The organism is Aquitalea pelogenes (assembly GCF_041914625.1).
Taxonomy (GTDB): Bacteria; Pseudomonadota; Gammaproteobacteria; order Burkholderiales; family Chromobacteriaceae; genus Aquitalea; species Aquitalea pelogenes.
The window spans coordinates 257,795-279,205 of sequence record NZ_JAYSDA010000002.1 but is presented as its reverse complement, the minus strand read 5'-3'; the positions used below and the strand labels follow the sequence as shown (position 1 = coordinate 279,205).

The following is a 21,411-nucleotide window of genomic DNA, read 5'->3' as shown; positions in this document are numbered from 1 at the left end:
CATTCGAAGCCCAGCTCAAACGAGCTGGGCTTTGTGCTTTTGGGCGCAGGTAACGAGCCCATACTCTCCTCAGTCAGTCTCCACGATTGCATCGGCATGGCCGGTGATGACACGCCCACCTTACCCGGCATTGCCAAACCGCTATGATTAAGGCCAGTCCAAGACTGGAGGATGCATTGTGTCTAGCCTGTTGTTGCGTGTGTTTGTCTTGTGCACCTTGTTGCTGAGCCATCCGCTGATGGCTGCGGAGCCGCGTCTGTCTCCCGATGCCTGGGAGCAGCAGCGCACCCTGGTTTTGGCCGGGCAACCGGTTTATCTGTTTCTGGGTAAGGAGGGTGAGCTGACCGCACCGCAACGTGTGGTGCGTGTGGAAGCGCGGATGCGTGGCCTGGAAGCGGCAGATGCTGAGTTTCCCGTACTGGCCACACCGTATGGCAGCGGTGCAAATACCGCTTACCGGATATCGGTGAACGGCAAGCCACTGTTCAATATCATCGCCGATGATCTGGACCCGGCTGATGGCCTGAGCCTGCAACAATCCGCCAGCAATGTGGTGGAACGGCTGAATCGATTACGGCGTAACTATTTGCAGGAGCATTCCTCCGGGGCGCTGGCCATCGCCTTTGGCTATGGTATTGCGGGCACAGTCGTTTTTGTTGGCTTGCTCTATCTGACGCTGCGTCTGCGTCGTCATGCCTTGCGGCGTTTGCCCTTGCACCCGGATAAGCTCCCTGGCTGGATTCGGGCGCGTGTTAGCTTGCGCGGTATGGTGTTGCGGGCCGAAGGCGGCATCATCAATCTGACCACGGCGCTTTGCATCCTGTTCCTGAGCTATCTGTGGCTGACCTGGTTGCTGGCCCGCTTTCCGTATACCTTGCCGTGGAGCCGCCGTTTGGGTGCATTCCTGTGGACGCTGGTGAGCGCATTGCTCGATAACGCGGCCGCGGCCATTCCCGGTTTGCTGACAGTCTCGCTGATATTCCTGTTTACCCGTTTATTGTCCCGTGGCTTGGGTCTGGTGTTCGGCATGGTCGAAAGTGGTCAGTTGCGCTTTCCCGGCCTGCATCCCGAAACCGCGGGTGCTACACGTCGCTTGCTGGGTGTGGTGCTGTGGTTGTTTGCATTGACCATTGCCTATCCTTATTTCCCGGGGGCGGATTCCGATGCCTTCAAAGGCATGAGTGTGTTCTTCGGCTTACTGGTGACACTGGGCTCGGCGGGCATCATGAATCATGCAATGAGCGGTCTGGTCCTGGTGTATTCCCGTGCCTTGCGTGCCGGAGATTATGTACGTATCGGCGATGTGGAGGGGTATGTGACCGAGCTGAGTGCCTTGTCCACCAAGGTGATGACGCGACAGGAGCATGAGGTCACCCTGCCCAATGCCGTGGTGGTGGGCGGCAAGGTGGAGAATTACAGCCGGCCAAGCCAGGGGCGCGGGCTGGCCTTGACTACGGTGGTGTCGATTGGCTATGACACGCCATGGCGGCAAGTGCAGGCCATGCTGGAGCTGGCAGCGCACCGCACGCCGACTGTTGATGCAAGACAGCCCATCCTGGTCCGTCAGCTGAAGCTGCAGGATTTTTATGTCGAGTACGAGCTGCAGGTAAATATCCTGCCGGACGCACTACCCGTCGATCTGTTTACCGCCCTGCACGGGCATATACAGGATGTGTTCAATGAGTTTGGCGTGCAGATCATGTCCCCGCACTTCCGTGCCCAGCCGGCACAGCCGGTGATCGTGCCGCCACAACATTGGTATGCCGCCCCGGCGACACCGCCCGAACCACCACAAGAAACACGCTGACTAAAGGCAGGATGTGCGATTTACCTGGTAATTACTTTAATCTCATTCTGTTTTTATCAAGTATTTCCAGGGTAATGCTTGCTCCGGAGTGATGCGGGCTGCTATACCAATAGCGTAAACGCCCGCATTGCTACCGGCCTTGAAATCCGGTGGACATTGCATTCCTGAGGAGTCCGCAATGCCGCCACCCCTGAGATTATTGATCCTGGAAGACCAGGTCATCCTGCGCAAGCTGATTTCCCGTCAGACCGGCTTCTTCAGCCGGCAAGCCACGACTATCGACGAATTCAGCGACCCCGCCGAAGCCTTGCGTAGTGCAGCGGAAAACAGTTACGACCTGATCATCACCGATATCGGCATTCCCGGCATGAGCGGGATCGACTTCATCAAGAACCTGACGGCCATCGGTTGCCGGGCATCCTTGCTGATTATTTCCGGCTACGACAGTCGCATCCTGCATGCCATCGTGCGCATGGCGCGCAGTCAGGGCATGCCCAGTGTGCATTTCCTGTGCAAGCCATACAGCATTGACCAGTTCCTGCATCAGCTCAATGCGGTTTTTGCCGACATGGAGCAGCAGGCTGGCAGCACCGCGCTTGATCCGCAGCAGTTGTGGCATGACTGTGCTGCGGCACCACTGGCGCTGGAATTTCGCCCGGTACTGGATGATGAGCAGCGTCAGCTCCGGGCCATGCAGGTTGCTGCCTTGCAATTGCCAAGCGGCCTGTTGCCACTGGACGCCGGTTTTTATCGGCAACTGGCCAGTAACCCGCAGCTTCCGGTGCTGATTCTGGAAATGGTAATGGAGCGCCTGGTGCAGGTTCTGGTTGGTATTCCCCATTCGCTGCGTCAGCACATACCGTTCTTGCTGCATCTGGATGTCAGCTGTCTGGCCCATGACAACGTGTTCGATCGCTATGCTGCCTTGTTGCGCCAGCACGGGCTGGTGCCAGGACAAATCGGATTTCTGCTGGCCGATGGCTTGCAGGCGCATCACTCTCCGGTATGCTATGAGAATATTGCCAAACTGAAATACTTCGGTTTCCATTTGCTGGCCGAGCAGTTGGGCGAGGGTGGGCTGACCGTTTGCAATCTGCTCGACTTGCCGCTGGATGGCGTGCGTGTTGCCGCCTCCACGATGCAGCAGTGGCCGCACCAGCAACAAAGCCTGCTGGCCTTGCTGCAATGCTGCGGATTGACCACCGCGCAACTGACCATCACGCATCTGGACAATGAAGCCGACCTCACCGTCATCAACGCGCTGTCCGGCTGTCATGTCAGTGGTGAGCAAATTGCCCTGCAGTTGGGCATGGGCGAGCTATCCTCTTATCTGGAACAACAACAGACTGCTGGCACCATTCAGGGATAGACCAGCAGCGAAGATGTCATGACGTGCAAGGGGTGAATCATGTCGATTGAGCTGGAAAAGCTGAAAATACTGGTGGTGGACGATCAGTCGCTGGTCCGCACACTGGTCAGCCAGTCACTGCAAACCATGGGAATCCGTGCGGAGCACATTTCGCAAGCACCGGATGGCAGCACGGCCATGCGTACGCTGGACATGCGGATGGTGGACCTGGTGCTGTGCGATGTCGAAATGAAGCCGATGAACGGCCTGGACCTGCTCAAGGAACTGCGTTGCGGCCATACCGCCAATGCATCCAACCTGCCCTTCATCATCCTGTCTGGCCATGCCGACCGCAGCAATGTCACGGTAGCGGTGAAATTGCACGCGGACGGCTTTGTCGTGAAGCCGCCAAAACCGGCGGATGTGGAAAAGGCGATCACCCAGGCGCTGAAGCGCGCACGGCCCGAGGTGGACCCGTTCAGCTATTACAGTGTTGATACCGGAACCGACTACGACAAGAAGGTGTTCCGTCGTCTGTTCGAGCCGCGCGCTGAAGATTTGCCCGCCGTGCAGGGGGAAATCGTGACGATACACAGTGCCAAGCCCGGCTCGGTACTGGCGGCAGACCTGCGCAGCAAGAGCGGGCATTTGCTGCTGCCACAGGGAGCAAGTATCTCGGCCAACCAACTGGCAGTATTGCGTAATTTCAGCGACCGTTACGGCGTACATCAGCTGGAAATCGAGACGTCTGACCAAACGCCGGTTGCGGATGCTGCTGCAACCGAACCATCCGGTCAGCAGGGCTAGGCCTTTGCGCCAGCAGGGGGGGATGGATGGACAGAATCAACAACAAGACCAGCCAGACGCTGTCCATCGGCAGAGCAGTCATTGCCATTGTCGTCTTGCTTGGGGTATTCCAGATCGGCTGGGTCACCCGCTTGCTGGCGGCATCCTGGCAGCATTATCAGCAGGCGGTGGAGCTGGCCGACGTACATCAGATCAGCAGCAAGTTTTACACTGCGGCCGATCTGTTGCGGCGTGAGGCCATTCTTGGTCGTGGCCTGCTGTACCGCAACACCCCTCCCTACCCGAGTGAACGCAGCGCACTTGCCTTGTTGCGCATGCAGTCAGACAGCTGGATGCAACAGGCACTGACCGCAGGTGAGCGTGACATTGTGGCTGAGCAGCGTGCCAAACTGGCCGATGTCGCACTGCAGCTGGAGAGTTTTCGCAGCTTGCGGCCAGAAGTCGACATGCGGATCGGCCCTGCCTGGGGGACGGATGAAACGCTGGGTTATGGCGTGGAACTGTCTTCACGCCATTTGCAGGATGCCATCAACGATGTGCTGATTGGCATGAACGGGCAGATGAAATGGCATGCACCCCCCGGCCTGTACATCATGATGGATATCGCCCAGGCCAGCTGGAATATCGGTCATGTCCTGCGTACCACCGCTTCCGCCCTGTTGTTGCGCAGCGAGCGTGATGCCCCGTTGAGCGAAACCGAAGAGGGTGACCTGCAATCCCGGCTGGACCTGAGCAACCTGATGCTGCAACAGCTGCGTGCTGATGTGGCGCACACACAGGATCAGGCCTTGCAGTCCAGCTTGCGGCGCGTTTCGGATGCCGCCTTGCAGCTGCACATGCTCAACAAACAGCAACTGGCAGCCATGCAGGCGCACCAGAGCATTGCCGGCATGCAATCCGACATGCAGCAACTGCTGGCACAGGTGCAGCAGGAAAGCTGGAACCTGTTTGTACAGACCAACCGGCTGAGTGCCGCCCAGATCCAGCTTGCCCTGGAAGACTATCGCCGGCAGCTGATTCACGATGCCGTGCTGGGCCTGGCCATTCTGGCCCTGGGGCTGGTTCTGCTCTACAGCATGACCAAGCGGGTGCTCAAGCCGCTGAACCGCTTGCAGCGCATGCTGGATGCCGCTGGCGATGCCATCATGACCATTAACCAGCACGGTACGGTGCTGTCGGCCAATGCCGGTGCGCAGCGCCTGTTCGACAACGGACGGGATGTACTGGAAGGGCGGCAGATCAGCCAGTTGCTCAGCTTGCCGCAGGAATTGGCTGATACCTTGCACCGGGTGAGCGAGCTGGGCAGCCAGACGCTGCAAGGTGAAGGTATCAAGCTTAATCAGGAGCGCTTCTTTGCCGGCATCACGGTCAGCCTGTTCCGCAGCACGGATACCGACAAGGAATTCATGCTGATCGTGCGCGACGAACATCAGCGCCGTATCGCCGAACGTTCGCTGGAACACAACCTGAGCATGCTGTCCGCCATTTCCCATGTGGAAAACCTGATGCTCAGCCGTTGGCCGCGCAAGCAGGTGCTGGACCGTCTGCTGGACGAGTTCATCCGTTTCAGCAGCGCCGAACAGGGGTTCATGCTGGTGCTGGCCGAATTTCCGGACGACCGTTTCGAGATTCATCTGCAGGCCGGTAACTGGCCAGACACCTTGCCACCGCTGGAAACCGTAGCGCACGAGCCAGAACCCCTGACCTGGCTGTTGCAGCGCCTAGCCGAAATGCCGCCTTGGATTACCCTGCCGGTGTCCATGGATGACGATGTATCGGCCCTGATTTGCCTGCTGAAGCCGGATCTTGCCCTGCTGGGCAAGGGCATTCAGCCCTTGGTGGGAGCCTATGCCAACATTCTGGGCTTCTTTGATGAAGAAGACCGGCGCAAGCTGTCCGAATCGCAGTTGCGTTCGGTGCTGCAGGAAGAAGAGGCCATCTATTCCGCCTCACCCATTGGCTTGTTACGGCTGAACGAGCAAATGCAGATCGTGCGTGCCAACCGCATGGCAGAGGACATTTTTGGCCGTGGCGGCAGCAGTCTGCCCGGCATGCACCTGATGGAGCTGCTGGCATCTGACCAAAGCTGGTTCGACCTGACCAGCCAGCTCAACAATATGGTGCAGTACCAGAGCAAGCTGCGCTGCGAGCTGGAGTGCATCAATGCCGAAGGCCGCCCTATCTGGGTGTTGTTTGAAGGCATGCTGCTGTTTCCGGATCGGCCGAATGAAGGCACCATCCTGGCCTGTCTGGACATTACCGAGAGCAAGCTGGCCGAGTTTGAACTGCGCATGGCGCGTGACCAGGCCAATGCCGCCAACCGGGCCAAGAGCTCTTTCCTGGCCACCATGAGCCACGAAATCCGCACCCCGATGAATGGCGTGCTGGGCATGCTGGAACTGCTGGCCATGACCCCGCTCAATCCGGAGCAGAAGGACAGCGTGGACACCATCCAGGAGTCCGCCCGCACCTTGCTGCGGCTGATTGATGACATTCTGGATTTCTCCAAGATCGAAGCGGACAAGCTGGAAGTGGTGCTTACCCCCACCGCGGTCAAACCGCTGCTGGAACAGGTGCGCACGCTGTATGCCGAAACCGCGGCGGCCAAGGGCCTGCAATTGAAGCTGGAAGTGGATGAACGCCTGGCACCAGCACTATTGCTCGATCCCTTGCGCCTGCGCCAGATCCTGCAGAACTTCGTCAGCAATGCCGTCAAGTTCACCGCCAACGGCGGTATCACCCTGCATGTGGAAGTGCTGGAGCAGGAGTTTTCCGCCCAGACCCTGCGCTTTGACATCATCGACACCGGGATAGGCATCGCGCCGGACAACCTGGCCCGGCTGTTCGAGCCCTTTACCCAGGCCGAATCCGATACCAGTCGCCGCTTTGGCGGAACCGGGCTGGGTCTGGCCATCTGCCGGCGTCTGGCCGGGCTGATGGGTGGTCATGTGGAACTCGACAGCCAGCCGGGCCAGGGGACGCGTGCGTCCTTGCTGCTGGTGGCCAATATCGTCGATAGCCAGGAGCTGCCCGCCGGCGAGCTGGATGACGATGCCACCCGCACCACCCACGCCGCCGCACCGGAAACCGAGGACGGCGCGCATGGCCAGTACCTGCCCATCCTGTTTGCCGAGGACAATCCCACCAACCGCAAACTCACCTTGCGTCAGCTGGAAAAGCTGGGCTATACCGCCGAATGTGCGGAAGACGGTGCCCAGGCCTACGCCATGTGGCAGGCCGGGCGTTACAGCCTGCTGCTGACCGACTGCCACATGCCGGTGACCGATGGTTATGAACTGGCGCGGCTGATCCGTGCCTACGAGGCCGAGCATCCGGAGCGCGGCCGGCTGCCCATCATTGCCTGCACTGCCAATGCCGGGCAGGAAGAACTCAACAAGACCAGCGCGGCCGGGATGGATGATTTCCTGACCAAGCCACTGGCCATCAATATTCTGTCAGCCATGCTGAAAAAATGGCTGCACAACGCAGCGGAGAGCGTGATGGAACCCAGCAATGCAATGTCTTCTGCCAGTACCAGCTGCCCGGTGGACCGGTCTGTACTGGAGGTCTACAGCGATGGTGACATGGCGGTAGAGCTGGAAATACTGCATGACTTTGCCCAGGCCAATCAGGAAGACATGGACGCCTTGCGCCAGGCCGTGAACGCAGCCAATGCCGACCAGCTGGCGTGGGCGGCACACCGTATCAAGGGTGCCAGCCGCATGGTGGGGGCCAATGACATGGGGAATGCGGCCGAGGCAGTGGAGAAGGCTGCCAAGACGGGGCAGGCAGCGTCGGCCATCGGGCTGGTGCCTGTGCTGGAGCAGGCGCTGGCTGCATTCGACAGCTGGTTGCAACAGCAGGACACCGCCAGCGTCTGAACCGCGCTACATGCTGCGGCTGATTGCCTCGCTGCGTTCCAGGGTGGCAATCAGCCAGTCGCGGAAGGCGCGGATCTTGGGTTGCTGGGCCATCTCGTGTGAGTACATCAGGTAATAAGCCCACTCGGTTTCCAGCACGGTATCAAACGGAATCACCAGCCGTCCGCGCTGGATGTCATCGTTCACCATTGAAACCTGCGCCAGTGTCACGCCCATGCCTGCCGCCGCCGCATGCAACGCATATTCCAGCGCATCAAAGGTCACGCCGCTCTCCGGGTTGATATTGCTCACCCCGGCCAGTTTCAGCCAGCGATCCCATACATCCTGATCCCGCCAGGGATGCAGCAGGGTGTGGTATTGCAAATCCTCCGGGGTGCGCAGCGGATGCGGCCCCACCAGCAAGGAAGGCGAGCAGACCGGCACCAGCTTTTCGCGGCAGATGCACTCGATTCGCATGTCGGTATACACCTCGGGACGCGGCATGCCGATGATGGCCAGGTCGTATTCGGCGCGGTTGAACGGCTTGTCGTGAATCAGCTGGGTAATCAGGTGCAGGGTGTATTCCGGATAGCGGGTCTGGAAGTCCGGCAGGTTAGGCAGCACCCAGCGCATGGCCGGGGTGGGCGGTATGCGCACCCGCAGCCCGCTTTGGCGCAGGCGCAGCATTTCGCTGGCCTCGTGCAGCAGCTGAAAGGCGTCACGCGCCGGCTTGACCAGGGCTTCACCCTCGGCGGTCAGCGCCAAGCCGCGTGCCTGGCGGATGAACAGACTGGTGCCATAAAACTCCTCCAGGGTTTGCACGTGCCGGCTCACGGCACCCTGCGTCAGGTGCAGGGCGTTGGCTGCGCGGGTAAAGGACAGGTGTTCGGCGGCGGCAACAAAGACCCGCAAGGCATTCAAGGGAGGCAGTTTCATCGGATTCATGCTGTTTATTCATGGCTGGCATGATTATAACTGCTTTGTCAGGCGAGCAGGGGCTGGTTATCCTTGTGGCTAGCCCGTTGATCTGTCAGGGCAAAGTGCAGCTTGTTTCACCTGAAGCATTTTATTTCAGCAAGTCGGCCATCCCGGCTTGTTTGTGCGACTGATGTGTTGTTTGCATGGCTGATATGCCCGGACACCGTCATCAGGCGCGTCGTCGGTTTTTCTGCGGCAAGTAGCCAGCTTGCCGGTAATCACGCTTTCCACCATCTCCACGTTGGGAACGGTCGGGTCCTGCCTCTGTGACCCGGCCGATTTTTTTTGTCTGCCATTTGGCACGGCTGGCAAGCGGGCAAGAAAAAAGGCCACTTGCGTGGCCTCAAGATTCGGAGAAAAAGCACCGGGGCAATGCCCTGTGCTCCCTGTTGCCAGGGGGCTGCTTTTTCGGGTTCCGAGTGTACAACGATGTGCCGGCTGGGGCAAACCGCATGATGGGCAATTCCGGGTGTCAGTCGCCCAGTGCAGCCAGCAGCTCGGTTTGCTGTTCGGCAATCAGCGCGTCGGTCAACTCGACCAGATCACCATCCATCACGTAATCCAGCTTGTACAGCGTCAGATTGATACGGTGGTCGGTAATGCGGCCTTGCGGATAGTTGTAGGTGCGGATGCGCTCGGAGCGGTCGCCGGAGCCGATCAGGCTCTTGCGCTCGGCCGCCTCTTTTTGCTGCTGCTCGCGGCGCTGGATGTCATTGATGCGCGCCGCCAGCACCTGCATGGCGCTGGCCTTGTTGGCATGCTGCGAACGGCCATCCTGACACTCCGCCACAATGCCGGTGGGCAGGTGGGTGATACGGACTGCGGAGTCGGTCTTGTTGATGTGCTGACCACCGGCACCGCTGGCGCGGAAGGTGTCGATGCGCAGGTCGGCCGGGTTCAGCACCACATCCACCAGTTCGTCTGCTTCGGCCATCACTGCCACGGTGCAGGCCGAGGTATGGATGCGGCCCTGGGTTTCGGTGGCGGGAACGCGCTGCACGCGGTGACCGCCGGATTCGAATTTCAGCTTGGAGTAAGCACCGAAGCCGATGATGCGGACAATGGCTTCCTTGTAGCCGCCCAGGTCCGACTCGCTGGCAGAGACGATTTCCACCTGCCAGCGATTGCGTTCGGCAAAGCGGGTGTACATACGCAGCAGGTCGGCAGCAAACAGCGCGGCTTCGTCGCCGCCGGTGCCGGCACGGATTTCCAGGAAGATGTTCTTTTCGTCGTTCGGGTCTTTGGGCAGCAGCAGTTTTTGCAGCTCCAGCTCCAGCGCGGCCAGCTTGTCCCGACCTTCGTCGATTTCCAGCTGGGCAAATTCCTTCATGTCCGGATCGGACAGCATTTCACCTGCGGTGGCGATATCGTTTTCGCACTGCTGGTATTGCTGGAAGGTTTCCACGACCGGGGTCAGCTCGGCGTGTTCACGGGTCAGTTTGCGGAACTGATCCATATCGGCAGTGGCCGATTCGCTGGCCAGAAGATGGGTGACTTCTTCCAGACGATCGGCCAACTGCGACAGTTTTGTCGCAATCGACGGTTTCATTACGACTCCGGGTGTAAGCGGTACAGGCGGGCGATGGTTTCCACCGCGGCCGCATGCTCCGCGCCGCTCCCCGAGGACAAGGCCTGGGTGGGCGGGTGCATCAGTTTGTTGGTGAGTTGCAACGACAGGCTTTCCAGCACCTTTTCCGGTTCCGTGCCCTTGGCCAGCTGCTTGAGTGCAGCCTCCAGCGCATGGCGGCGCGTGCGCTCGGCCTCGTCGCGCAGGGCGCGGATCAGCGGCACGGTTTCGCGCTTCTTCAGCCAGTCGTTGAATTCGGCCACGCGGGCCTGGATGATGGATTCGGCTTCTTCCGCCGCGCTCTGGCGGGCTTCCTTGCCGACTTCCACGATGCTGGCAATGTCGTCCACCGTGTACAGGTAGACATCATTCAGCTTGCCGACTTCGATTTCGATATCGCGCGGCACCGCCAGGTCCAGCATGAAGATGGGGCGGTGGCGGCGTGCCTTGAGCGCGCGCTCCACCAGACCCTTGCCTACCAGCGGCAGCTGGCTGGCGGTGGAGGTGACCACCACATCGTAGCGGTGCAACACGTCGGGCAGTTCGGACAGGGTGATGGCATTGCCACCAAACTGCTCGGCCAGTTTCTGCCCCCGCTCCAGCGTGCGGTTGGCAATGGTGATACAGGAGGGTTCGCGGGCGGCAAAGTGGGTGGCCACCAGTTCGATCATTTCCCCTGCGCCGATGAACAGGATGTTCAGTTCGCCAATGGTGGGGAAGATCTGCTCGGCCAGCTTCACTGCCGCAGCGGACATGGATACCGAACTGGAACCCACTGCCGTGCTGCTGCGTACTTCCTTGGCCACGGCAAAGGTACGCTGGAACAGGCCGTTGAGCAGCGAACCCAGCGTGCCGACGTTTTCGGCGGTGCGTACCGCGTCTTTCAACTGCCCCAGGATCTGCGTTTCGCCCAGTACCATGGAGTCCAGACCGGAGGCCACGCGGAAAGCATGGCGGGCGGCACTGCTGGCATCCAGCTGGTACAGGTAGGGGCGCAGTTCTTCCACCGGCAGGCCATGGTATTGCGACAGCCATTGCAAAGCCTGCTCCGGATTATTGCTGTTGCAGTAGATTTCCGTGCGGTTGCAGGTGGAAACAATGGCCGCCTCACGTGCCGCCTGCGAGCCGACCAGGCTTTCCAGTGCGTTGGGCAGCACCTCGGCCGGGAAGGCAAGCTTCTCGCGCACCGATAGCGGAGCTGTGTGGTGATTCAGGCCAAAGGCAACCAGATGCATGGGCGGAACAGGGCTGCAGGGGAAAGGCCATATTCTAGCCTAAGTTAATCGTCAACGTCCCCAATTCCGGGGCTTTGCGGTGCAAATGCCACGCAGCGGCGCACATTCTTCCACGGTGTGGATGGCTACCCGCCGGGTCGTCTTCTGTCTTAACATGGCGGCATACTGAAACAGGAGAGCGATATGTCGCTGAATCTTGCCGATATCCGCCAGGATTATTCGAAGAAAGAACTGTCCCCGGACGACTGCCTGCCCGATGCCATCGCACAGTTCGAAGTATGGCTGAACGAGGCCATGACCGCGCAGGTCCACGAACCCACTGCGATGAACGTGGCGACAGTCGGTGCCGATGGCCGCCCCACTGCACGCATCGTGCTGCTCAAGGGCGTGGAAAACGGCCAGCTGGTGTTCTACACCAACTATCTCAGCCGCAAGGGTCAGCAGCTGGCGGACAATCCCTTTGTTTCCATTACCTTTTTCTGGCCAGAACTGGAACGCCAGGTGCGCGTGGAAGGCCGGGTGCAGCAAGTGGCACCGGAAGTGTCTGACGCTTATTTTGCCAGCCGTCCCTATACCAGCCGGCTGGGTGCCTGGGCCAGCGAACAGAGCACCGAGATCAGCTCCAAGAACGTGCTGGTAAGCCGTGCCGCCATGTTTGGCGTCAAGCATCCGCTGCATGTACCGCGCCCGCCGCACTGGGGTGGTTATGCGGTGATTCCCGACCGGGTGGAGTTCTGGCAGGGCCGCCCCAGCCGACTGCACGACCGCGTGGTCTACCTGCTGCAAGCCGATGCCAGCTGGCAACGGGTGCGACTGGCGCCCTGATACGGCCAGTAGTCGGGCCAAAGTGTTTAGCTGGCAGGTAACTGGTGTGCTGCCAGCAAATCCTGGGTGAAGGCGCGGACCACCTCGCTTTGCCTGGCGTTTTGCCGTGTCACCAGGTGAAAAGTGGGGTGGTAGCACAGCTGCGCCGCATTGAGTGCCCGCAGCATGCCCTGCTCCACCATGGGGCGGGCGAAGTGCTCCGGCAGAAAACCCAGGTGATGGCCGGACAGAATCAGAACGGCCATGGCTTCCATATTGTCGGCGCGCGCGGTGACGCGCCAGTTTTCCACCGGTAGCGGGATGTCTGGCAGCGGATAGCTGCGCCACGCCCAGTCATGCCGGGCGGCTTCTTCCACCGATATATTCCCCGCCTGCAAGAACAACGGGTGCTCCTGGCTGCAATAAGCCAGCTGGTGTTCGGTAAACAGGGGCAGGTATTGCAGGCTGGGCGCGCGATGCCAGAAATAGCCGATGCCCAGATGGATGTCGCCGTTGATCAGTGCTTCTTCCAGTGTGCCGGGTGGCAGCATGGATAACATCAGCTCGACCGACTCTTCGCGTTGACGGAAGCGGCGAATGGTTTCCGACAGGCGGGCATGGGCGCGCATGGTGGTGTGCCCCACCACGCCTATGCGCAACTGTCCTACCAGTTTGCGCTCCAGCTGGCGTGCTTCCACGCAGAAAGCCTCGGCGGCATCCAGCAGATGACGGCTGGCATTGAGCAACTGGCTACCCTTGGCGGTAAGGGCAAAGCCGGCGCGGCCACGCTCGCACAGGCGATAACCCAGCCGGGTTTCCAGTGCGGCCAGCTGGTTGCTGATGGTGGACTGGCTGACGTTAAGGGTGGACTGGGCAGCTGAGATGCCACCAGCATCGACAACGGCACGAAAAACCCTGATAAGGCGTAAATCAAGGCTGGACAGGGTATTGAGCATGTTTTTTTCCGGGTGCTGGCGGTGAGTCAGGCCTGTCATTACACACATTCAGATTTATCAATGTAAACAGTGGAATACGGTGATTTTTCCCAAGTTGCCGCCTGAATAGACTGAGCTTCCCTCAACCTCAGTTTCAGGAGTCAGCATGCCTATCACTGAATACAATCAGCCCTTGGGTGGCAATGCCATGCCACGGTTTGGCGGCATTGCCACCATGATGCGCCTGCCCAAGGCCGACACTGCCGCCGGGCTGGATGCCGTGTTTGTCGGCCTGCCGCTGGACATCGGCACCTCCAACCGTAGCGGCACCCGTTTTGGCCCGCGTGAAATCCGCAATGAATCGGTCCTGCTGCGTCCCTACAACATGGGCACCGGCGCCGCGCCCTTCGACACCCTGCAAGTGGCTGATATCGGTGATATCGCTACCAACCCTTACAACCTACTGGACAGCGTGGCGCGCATCGAAGCCGGCTACCGTGAGTTGTTGCAGCATGAGGTGATTCCGCTGGGCCTGGGCGGCGATCACACCGTCACCTTGCCCATCCTGCGCGCCATCGCGGCCAAGCATGGCCCGGTGGGGCTGATTCATGTCGATGCCCATGCCGACATCAACGACGAAATGTTTGGCGAAAAGATTGCCCACGGCACCACCTTCCGCCGTGCGCAGGAAGAAGGACTGCTGGCGCAAGGACGCGTGGTACAGATCGGCCTGCGCGGCAGCGGTTATGCGGCCGAGGATTTCGACTGGGCACGCCGTCAGGGTTTTCGCGTGGTACCGGCGGAAGAGTGCTGGAACCGTTCCTTGCAGCCGCTGATGCAGGAAGTGCGCCAGCAGCTGGGCGGCGGGCCGGTATACCTGAGTTTTGACATCGACGGCATCGACCCGGCTTTTGCACCCGGCACCGGTACGCCGGAAGTGGCCGGACTGACTTCGGTCCAGGCGCTGGAAATCGTGCGTGGCTGTCACGGCCTGAATCTGGTGGGCTGTGATCTGGTTGAAGTCTCCCCTCCTTACGACACCACCGGCAATACCGCCTTGCTGGGGGCCAATCTCTTGTTCGAGATGCTGTGCGTGCTGCCCGGCGTCACTTTCCGGCGCTAGACCGCCATCAGGCTGCCGCAGAGCAGCCCAATACATTCCGTTTGAACCGCCAATACATTGCCATTAGAGCAGATTGAAGGAGAGCAACCATGGGACTCGATATCTTTGTCGTGTTCGTTTATATCGCCAGCATGTTATTGCTGGGCTGGCTGGGCATGCGCCGCGCCACCAGCCGGGAAGAATTCCTGGTAGCCGGGCGTAATCTGGGGCCGGGTTTTTACATGGGTACCATGGCCGCCACGGTGCTGGGTGGGGCTTCCACCGTGGGTACGGTAAAGCTGGGCTATGTGTACGGCATTTCCGGTTTCTGGCTGTGTGCAGCGCTGGGCTGCGGCATCCTGGTGCTGAACCTGTTCCTGGCCAAACCCCTGCTTAAACTGAAGGTGTTTACCGTCACCCAGATCCTCGAGCGCCGCTACAACACCGTGGCGCGGCGGACCAGCGCGCTGGTGATGCTGCTGTATGCCGTCATGCTCTGTGTCACTTCGGTGCTGGCCATTGCCACGGTGATGCAGGTGCTGTTCACCCTGCCGTTCTGGCTGGCGGTCGTGATCGGCGGTGGCGTGGTGGTGGTGTACTCGACCATCGGTGGCATGTGGTCGCTGACCCTGACCGACATCGTGCAGTTCCTGATCAAGACCATCGGGCTGATGTTCATCCTGCTGCCGATCTGCCTGCACCGGGTGGGTGGCTGGGAACAACTGCAGGCCAAGCTGCCTGCTTCCTATTTCAGCTTTACCAGCATTGGTGGCGACACCATCCTCACCTATTTTGTCATTTACTTCTTCGGCATCCTGATTGGCCAGGATATCTGGCAGCGGGTGTTCACCGCGCGCAGTGACGGCGTGGCGCGTTATGCCGGCACCGTTGCCGGGCTGTACTGCATTGTGTACGGGCTGGTGTGTGCGGCCATCGGCATGGCTACCAAGGTGTTGCTGCCGGACCTGGCCGTCCCGGCCAATGCCTTCGCCGCCATGGTGAAGGACGGTCTGCCTGATGGCATCCGCGGCCTGGTGATTGCCGCCGCGCTGGCGGCCATGATGTCCACGGCCAGTGCCGCCCTGCTGGCCGCCTCCACCACGCTGAGCGAAGACCTGATCGTCAGCGACCGGGGCGGCCTGTGGTTAAACCGCATTCTGACCTTGCTGGTAGGGGGCGTGGTGCTGTTGCTGGCCATGGTGGTGCATGACGTGCTCACCGCCCTGACCCTGGCTTACAACCTGCTGGTGGCAGGCATGCTGGTGCCCTTGCTGGGCGCGATATTCTGGCCGCGCGCCACCACTGCCGGAGCAATTGTCAGCATGGTACTGGGCTGTGGTACGGCCATTCTGGCGATGCTGAGTTATGGGCTGGATTCCAACCTGCCCATCTACCAGAGCCTGGTCGTGGCCCTGGTCAGCTTTGTCCTGGTCAGCCTGATGACCGCACGCGGCAGTCAGGTAGCTGCCCGCCTGTAAGCGGCGCTGCTTCTTGCGGCAAGTACAAGGCCGCTGCCCGCTGGGGTAGCGGCCATTTCCATGAAAGGTTTTCATCATGCGAAACCAGCAGGATCAGCTTGCAGCCGGCATGCAGGCGCTGACGGTATGCGTGTTTGATGGTGGTTGGAATCTGCCCTTGTGGGCAGCACAGCAGCAGGGGTTTTTTGCGGCCAACGGACTGGCCATCACGCTGGAATACACCGCCAGTTCTCGCCAGATCATCGCAGGCTTTCTGGATGGCCGTTACCCGGTGGTGCTGTTGAGTGCGGACAATATTATTGCTTACCAGCAGAACCGGGCCGAGCTACCGGTACCGGGCGAACCCGATGCCGTGATGTTCATGGGCGGGGATGACGGCTTGCTCAGTCTGGTCGCCGCTCCGGGAATCTCCAGTATGGCCGGACTTGGCCAGCGCATTATCGGGGTGGATGCACCCGACACCGGTTTTGCCCTGGTGCTGTATGCCTTGCTGGAGCAGGCTGGCCTCAGCCGTGGCGAGGTGACCATTGCTTCGCTTGGCAGTACCGAAGAGCGCTACCAGGCCTTGCTGGCGGGGCGGTGCCAGGCCTCGCTGTTACGCACGCCGTATGAGCTGATGGCGGTAGCGCAAGGATGTCGGGTATTGGCGCAGACGGCAGACATCCTGCCGCATTATCAAGGCACGGTGGGCGCCGTGCACCAGCGCTGGGCAGACAGCCATCCGGCCCAGCTGGCGGGATTTCTGGCGGCCTACCGTGCCGCACTGGACTGGTGTGGGCAGCAGGCCGATGCCGCCACCACCCTGTTGCAGCAGAATATTGCCGGACTGGGCCGCCAGGCGGCCGGGCAGGCTTATGCGCGGCTGATGGACCCCCGGCGCGGCTTGCGCCGTGATTTGCAAATAGACCGCATCGGCATGGACGCGGTACAGGATTTACGTCTGCGTTATCTGCCCGGCGCAGCCGGACAGGAGGCCCGACTGCGCTATCTGGATGACTGCTGACATCGTCTGGGCTGGACTGCGATTCAGCCCAGCAGATGTTCTGCGTGAAAGCGCAGCTGTGCTTCGATCAGGCTGGCGATGAAGTAATAGCTGTGGTCGTAGCCCTGATGGCGGTGCAACTGCAAGGCATGGCCGGCGCTGCGGGCGGCTGCTTCCAGTGCATCCGGCTTCAGCTGGTTTTCCAGAAAGGCATCGGCCAGGCCGATATCCACCCGCAGCGGCGGTATCTGCGGTACCTGGCCCAGCAAATGGCAGGCATCCCACTCCAGCCATTGCTGACGGTCTTCACCCAGATAGGCGGCAAAGGCCTTCTGACCCCACGGTACAGTCACCGGGTTGGCAATCGGGCTGAAGGCCGATACCGATACATAATCCTGCGGTCGCTTGAGTGCGCAGACCAGCGCACCATGCCCGCCCATGGAATGACCGGCAATGGCACGGCGCGGGCTGACCGGGAAGTGCGCTTCGATCAGCGCCGGCAGTTCGCGGCTGACATAGTCGTACATCCGGTAATGGCGGTTCCACGGTGCCTGGGTGGCATTGAGGTAAAAGCCCGCGCCCTGGCCCAGGTCGTAGGCGGGGTCGTCCGCCACCTCCTCGCCGCGCGGACTGGTGTCCGGTGCCACGATGGCAATGCCCAGTTCGGCGGCAATGCGCTGCGCGCCGGCTTTCTGCATGAAGTTTTCGTCAGTGCAGGTCAGGCCGGACAACCAGTACAGCACCGGCACCTTGTCGCCCTGTGCCGCTTGCGGCGGCAGGTAGATGGCAAAGCGCATGCGGCAGGCCAGTACCGCCGAATCGTGCAGATACTGCTTGTGCCAGCCACCAAAGCAGCGGTTGCTGCTGATGTTTTCCAGATTCATTTTCGTCCCCCGGTAACATGCCGGGCCGGCAACTGGGGCGGCCCGGCCACATGGCGCTTAGTCTTTGCCGTAATGAATCACGGAACGAATGCTCTTGCCCTCATGCATCAGCTCGAAAGCGGTGTTCACTTCTTCCAGCGGCATGGTGTGGGTGATGAAGTCGTCCAGGCGGAATTCGCCCTTCAGGTAGCGTTCCACATAGGTGGGCAGTTCGGAACGGCCACGCACGCCGCCAAAGGCCGAGCCGCGCCATACCCGGCCGGTCACCAGCTGGAAGGGACGGGTGGAAATTTCCTGACCGGCACCGGCCACGCCGATGATCACCGACTCGCCCCAGCCCTTGTGGCAGCACTCCAGCGCCGAGCGCATCACATTGACGTTGCCGATGCACTCGAAGGAGAAGTCCACGCCGCCATCGGTCATTTCCACGATCACGTCCTGAATCGGCTTGTCGAACAGCGTGGGATTGATGCAGTCGGTCGCCCCCAGTTTTTTCGCCAGCTCGAACTTGCTCTCGTTGATGTCGATGCCGATGATGCGGCTGGCCCCGGCCATGCGCGCGCCGATGATGGCCGACAGGCCGATGCCGCCCAGGCCGAAGATGGCCACGGTATCGCCCGCCTTCACCTTGGCGGTGTTCACCACCGCACCCATGCCCGTGGTGACGCCACAACCCAGCAGGCACACTTCTTCCAGCGGCGCGGCCTTGTTCACCTTGGCCAGCGAGATTTCCGGCAGGACGGTGTATTCGGCAAAGGTGGAAGTGCCCATGTAGTGGTAGATGGGCTGGCCGTCCTTGGAGAAGCGCGTGGTGCCGTCCGGCATCAGGCCCTTGCCCTGGGTGGTGCGGATTTTCTGGCACAGATTGGTCTTGCCGGACTTGCAGAACTTGCATTCGCCACATTCCGGCGTGTACAGCGGAATCACATGGTCGCCCACCGCCACGCTGGTGACGCCTTCGCCCACCGACTCCACAATGCCGCCGCCTTCATGGCCCAGGATGCAGGGGAAGATGCCTTCCGGGTCGGCACCGGACAGGGTGTAGGCATCGGTATGGCACACGCCGGTGGCCACCAGCTTCACCCGTACTTCACCCGCCTTGGGCGGGGCCACTTCCACTTCCTCGATGGACAGCGGCTGACCGGCAGCCCAGGCAACGGCGGCCTTGCACTTGATGATGTCTTGACTCATGGCGATCTCCTGACGGGGTAATCCACCCCCGCCACGGCATGTATGCGGCGTTGTGCGGGGCGGTTGGGTAGGGATGCTGGCTGGCAGCAGTAAAGCGCCATTGTATTGCGACTGTTTTTGCCGATAATCTGTCTAATTGGTAAATGATTTTTTCACAGGAGTAATAATGGCGGCATGGCAAGGGGTAAGCGAATTCGTCAGCGTGGCCGAACTGGGCAGCTTTACCCGCGCTGCCCGCGCGCTGGACTTGTCAGTCGCGCAGGTCAGCCGCGAAATCACCCGGCTGGAACAGCGCCTGCATGTGCAGCTGCTGTACCGCACCACCCGCCAGCTGACGCTGACCGAAAGCGGCCAGCTGTACTTGCAGCATTGCCGCCAGTTGCTGGACGGGCTGGACGAGGCCGAACGCGCGCTGTCGCTGCATCAGGCCGTGCCGCAGGGCAGGCTCAAGCTCACCGCGCCGGTGGCCTATGGCGAAAGCCATATTGCCCCGCTGATCACGGCCTTTTTGCAACAATATCCGGCGCTGGATATCCAGCTCAACCTCACCAACCAGGTGCTGGACCTGGTGGCTGAAGGTTATGACCTGGCCATCCGGCTTGGGCATCTGAGCGAATCCAGCCTGGTGGCGCGGCGGCTGGCCAGTCGCCGCCAGCATGTGTGCGCGGCCCCGGCCTATTTGCAGCGTCACGGCCTGCCCAACAGCCTGTCCGAACTGGAGGGCCATAACTGCCTGCTGGGCAGCAACGACTTCTGGCATCTGCAGGAAGGCGGCAAACGCCGCCTGCTAAGGGTGAAGGGCAGCCTGCGCTGCAACAGCGGCCATGCGCTGACCCATGCCGCATTGCAGGGTGTGGGCATCGTCCAGCTGCCGGATTACTACGTGGCGCGTCATCTGCACAGCGGTGCGCTGGTGGAATTGCTGACTGCTTATCAGGAGCCGGACGAAGGCATCTGGGCGCTGTACCCGCACAAGCGCCAGCTCTCGCCCAAGGTGCGCATGCTGGTGGACCATCTGGCTGAATGCCTGCCCGGCTTCAAGCCGCCTCAAGCCTGACGCTGGCTGGTTTGCAGGCGTGGCTGGCGATGGTAATGCCGGTATTTCAGCATCAGGCACAGGGAGATGAGGGCAGCAGGCCAGAACAGCGCGCTGAAAATCACCCCCGGAGCCATCTGCTGGCGTAGCAGCTCGGCACCCAGCAGCACCCCGCTGATGGCCCCGAAACGGCCCACTCCCAACATGCTGCCTACGCCGGTGGCCCGGCAGTGGGTGGGATAAAACCCGGCCGCCATCGATGACAGGGCCGACTGTCCGCCGCCAGAGGCAAAACCCATGAAAAACACCAGGCTGCCCAGCAACCAGCCTTGTTCGCCCTGTCCCACACTATTACCCACCACCCAGGCCAGCACACCTGCCGCCAGATAGGTGCCGGCCAGTACCTTGTTGGATTCGTGGCGACCCATCAGCCAGCCCACCACGATGGAGCCCACGCCGCCGCCAATGGGAAACAGCGCACTGATCAGCGAAAACTGTTGCAGGCTCAGCCCGGCCTCTTTCAGCAGTAGCGGCATCCAGTTCACCCCCATGTAGTAAATCAGCATGCTCATGAAACAGCACAGCCACAGCAGCAGCGTGCCCATCGTCCAGGGTTGGCTCAGGACTTCGCGCCAGCTGCTGTTGGCCGATGTGCCTTGTTGTTCGTCCAGACTGAAACGCTGCGCCCCTGCCAGACCGGGGTGACGGGAAATGCGCTGCAAAATGCGCCGGATACGCTCGGTACTGGCCTGGCGCGCCACCAGATAGCGCACCGATTCCGGCATTTTCCAGGCCAGCAGCAGGCACAGCAGCAGGGGGACAATGCCGCCCAGCAACATCAGTGATGGCCAGCCATACAGCGGTAGCAGCCAGCCGGCACACAGGCCACCGGCACCGGCCCCCAGCGGAAAACCGCACAGCATGGCACTCACCAGCATGGCGCGGTGCCGGGCAGGGGCGTATTCGGATAGCAGGGTGATGGTATTGGGCAGGGCAGCACCCAGGCCGATGCCGGTCAGCAAGCGGTAAACGGTAAGAACGGAGAGCGAATCGGCCCAGGCAGTGATGAGGCTACCCAGGCCAAACAGCAAGACCGACCATAGCAATGCCGGCTTGCGTCCCAGCCGGTCGGCCAGCGGCCCGGCCAGCAAGGCACCGATGGCCAGCCCGAACAGGGCCGCGCTCAGGGCCTGGCCCAGCTGGGGTTTGCTCAGGCCCCATTGCTCCATCAGCGAAGGCACGATATAGGCCACGGCGGCCAGATCGTAGCCATCCAGAAACATCACCAGAAAACACAGCAGCAAAATCAACAACTGATAAGGACCAAAACCGGCTTCGTCGATCAGGTCCTCGACATTCAGGGAGGTGGACATGGCTAGAACTCCTGACCGGACAGC

General features: G+C 60.9%; 16 protein-coding genes. 9 read left to right on the top strand and 7 right to left on the bottom strand.

Annotation, left to right across the window (positions count from 1 at the left end; all coding sequences use genetic code 11):
• The first annotated feature begins 178 nt into the window (after nt 1–178).
• The 4 genes from ACE3SE_RS03335 (at nt 179) to ACE3SE_RS03320 (ending at nt 7,843) form a co-directional block, all read left to right on the top strand.
• A complete protein-coding gene (locus tag ACE3SE_RS03335; RefSeq protein ID WP_374553895.1) occupies nt 179–1,807 on the top strand; it encodes a mechanosensitive ion channel family protein in 1,629 nt (542 codons plus the stop codon).
• A gap of 178 nt (nt 1,808–1,985) precedes the next feature.
• Nucleotides 1,986–3,176: a response regulator gene (locus ACE3SE_RS03330; protein WP_374553894.1), complete on the top strand. Its 1,191-nt coding sequence runs from the start codon at nt 1,986–1,988 to the stop codon at nt 3,174–3,176.
• Nucleotides 3,177–3,215: 39 nt separating this feature from the next.
• Nucleotides 3,216–3,962: a response regulator gene (locus tag ACE3SE_RS03325; RefSeq protein ID WP_062790542.1), complete on the top strand. Its 747-nt coding sequence runs from the start codon at nt 3,216–3,218 to the stop codon at nt 3,960–3,962.
• 26 nt (nt 3,963–3,988) lie between these two features.
• Entirely contained in the window at nt 3,989–7,843 is a 3,855-nt protein-coding gene (locus ACE3SE_RS03320) for an ATP-binding protein (protein WP_374553893.1), read from the top strand.
• Between the two features lie 6 nt (nt 7,844–7,849).
• Here the strand turns inward: ACE3SE_RS03320 and gcvA are convergent, their stop codons facing one another.
• The 3 genes from gcvA to hemA form a co-directional block, all read right to left on the bottom strand.
• Nucleotides 7,850–8,767 (bottom strand): transcriptional regulator GcvA, encoded by a 918-nt coding sequence (gene gcvA / locus ACE3SE_RS03315; RefSeq protein WP_052694317.1) that lies wholly within the window; start codon nt 8,765–8,767, stop codon nt 7,850–7,852.
• A gap of 505 nt (nt 8,768–9,272) precedes the next feature.
• On the bottom strand, nt 9,273–10,349 hold the full coding sequence (gene prfA, locus ACE3SE_RS03310) for a peptide chain release factor 1 (RefSeq protein ID WP_045848436.1): 1,077 nt from the start codon (nt 10,347–10,349) through the stop codon (nt 9,273–9,275).
• Nucleotides 10,349–11,602: a glutamyl-tRNA reductase gene (gene hemA, locus ACE3SE_RS03305; protein ID WP_374553892.1), complete on the bottom strand. Its 1,254-nt coding sequence runs from the start codon at nt 11,600–11,602 to the stop codon at nt 10,349–10,351. Before hemA ends, prfA begins: the two co-directional genes overlap by 1 nt.
• Before the next feature lie 183 nt (nt 11,603–11,785).
• On the opposite strand from hemA, the gene pdxH reads away from it, so the two are divergent.
• Entirely contained in the window at nt 11,786–12,427 is a 642-nt protein-coding gene (gene pdxH, locus ACE3SE_RS03300) for a pyridoxamine 5'-phosphate oxidase (protein ID WP_062790534.1), read from the top strand.
• A 26-nt stretch (nt 12,428–12,453) separates the two neighbouring features.
• Here pdxH and ACE3SE_RS03295 read toward each other — a convergent pair whose 3' ends face one another.
• Nucleotides 12,454–13,362, bottom strand: coding sequence for a LysR family transcriptional regulator (locus ACE3SE_RS03295; RefSeq protein ID WP_374553891.1), 909 nt, complete (start codon nt 13,360–13,362; stop codon nt 12,454–12,456).
• 145 nt (nt 13,363–13,507) lie between these two features.
• On the opposite strand from ACE3SE_RS03295, the gene speB reads away from it, so the two are divergent.
• The 3 genes from speB to ACE3SE_RS03280 all read left to right on the top strand — a co-directional run bounded on the left by speB (nt 13,508) and on the right by ACE3SE_RS03280 (nt 16,924).
• Nucleotides 13,508–14,464 (top strand): agmatinase, encoded by a 957-nt coding sequence (gene speB, locus ACE3SE_RS03290; RefSeq protein WP_062790532.1) that lies wholly within the window; start codon nt 13,508–13,510, stop codon nt 14,462–14,464.
• Nucleotides 14,465–14,553: 89 nt separating this feature from the next.
• Entirely contained in the window at nt 14,554–15,921 is a 1,368-nt protein-coding gene (locus tag ACE3SE_RS03285; RefSeq protein WP_374553890.1) for a sodium:solute symporter, read from the top strand.
• 76 nt (nt 15,922–15,997) lie between these two features.
• Nucleotides 15,998–16,924 carry an ABC transporter substrate-binding protein gene (locus ACE3SE_RS03280; protein ID WP_374553888.1) on the top strand — a complete coding sequence of 309 codons (927 nt, stop codon included), beginning with the start codon at nt 15,998–16,000 and terminating at the stop codon, nt 16,922–16,924.
• 23 nt (nt 16,925–16,947) lie between these two features.
• Here ACE3SE_RS03280 and fghA read toward each other — a convergent pair whose 3' ends face one another.
• The gene (gene fghA, locus ACE3SE_RS03275) at nt 16,948–17,781 is read right to left on the bottom strand and encodes an S-formylglutathione hydrolase (RefSeq protein ID WP_374553898.1); all 834 of its coding nucleotides are present in this window, start codon (nt 17,779–17,781) and stop codon (nt 16,948–16,950) included.
• Between the two features lie 63 nt (nt 17,782–17,844).
• The gene (locus tag ACE3SE_RS03270; RefSeq protein ID WP_445290642.1) at nt 17,845–18,978 is read right to left on the bottom strand and encodes an S-(hydroxymethyl)glutathione dehydrogenase/class III alcohol dehydrogenase; all 1,134 of its coding nucleotides are present in this window, start codon (nt 18,976–18,978) and stop codon (nt 17,845–17,847) included.
• A gap of 166 nt (nt 18,979–19,144) precedes the next feature.
• Between ACE3SE_RS03270 and ACE3SE_RS03265 the strand changes: the two genes are divergently transcribed.
• Nucleotides 19,145–20,035, top strand: coding sequence for a LysR substrate-binding domain-containing protein (locus ACE3SE_RS03265; protein ID WP_062790524.1), 891 nt, complete (start codon nt 19,145–19,147; stop codon nt 20,033–20,035).
• On the opposite strand, the gene ACE3SE_RS03260 is transcribed toward ACE3SE_RS03265, so the two are convergent.
• Nucleotides 20,026–21,387 carry an MFS transporter gene (locus ACE3SE_RS03260; protein ID WP_374553886.1) on the bottom strand — a complete coding sequence of 454 codons (1,362 nt, stop codon included), beginning with the start codon at nt 21,385–21,387 and terminating at the stop codon, nt 20,026–20,028. The genes ACE3SE_RS03265 and ACE3SE_RS03260 overlap by 10 nt on opposite strands.
• Nucleotides 21,388–21,411: the final 24 nt, after the last annotated feature.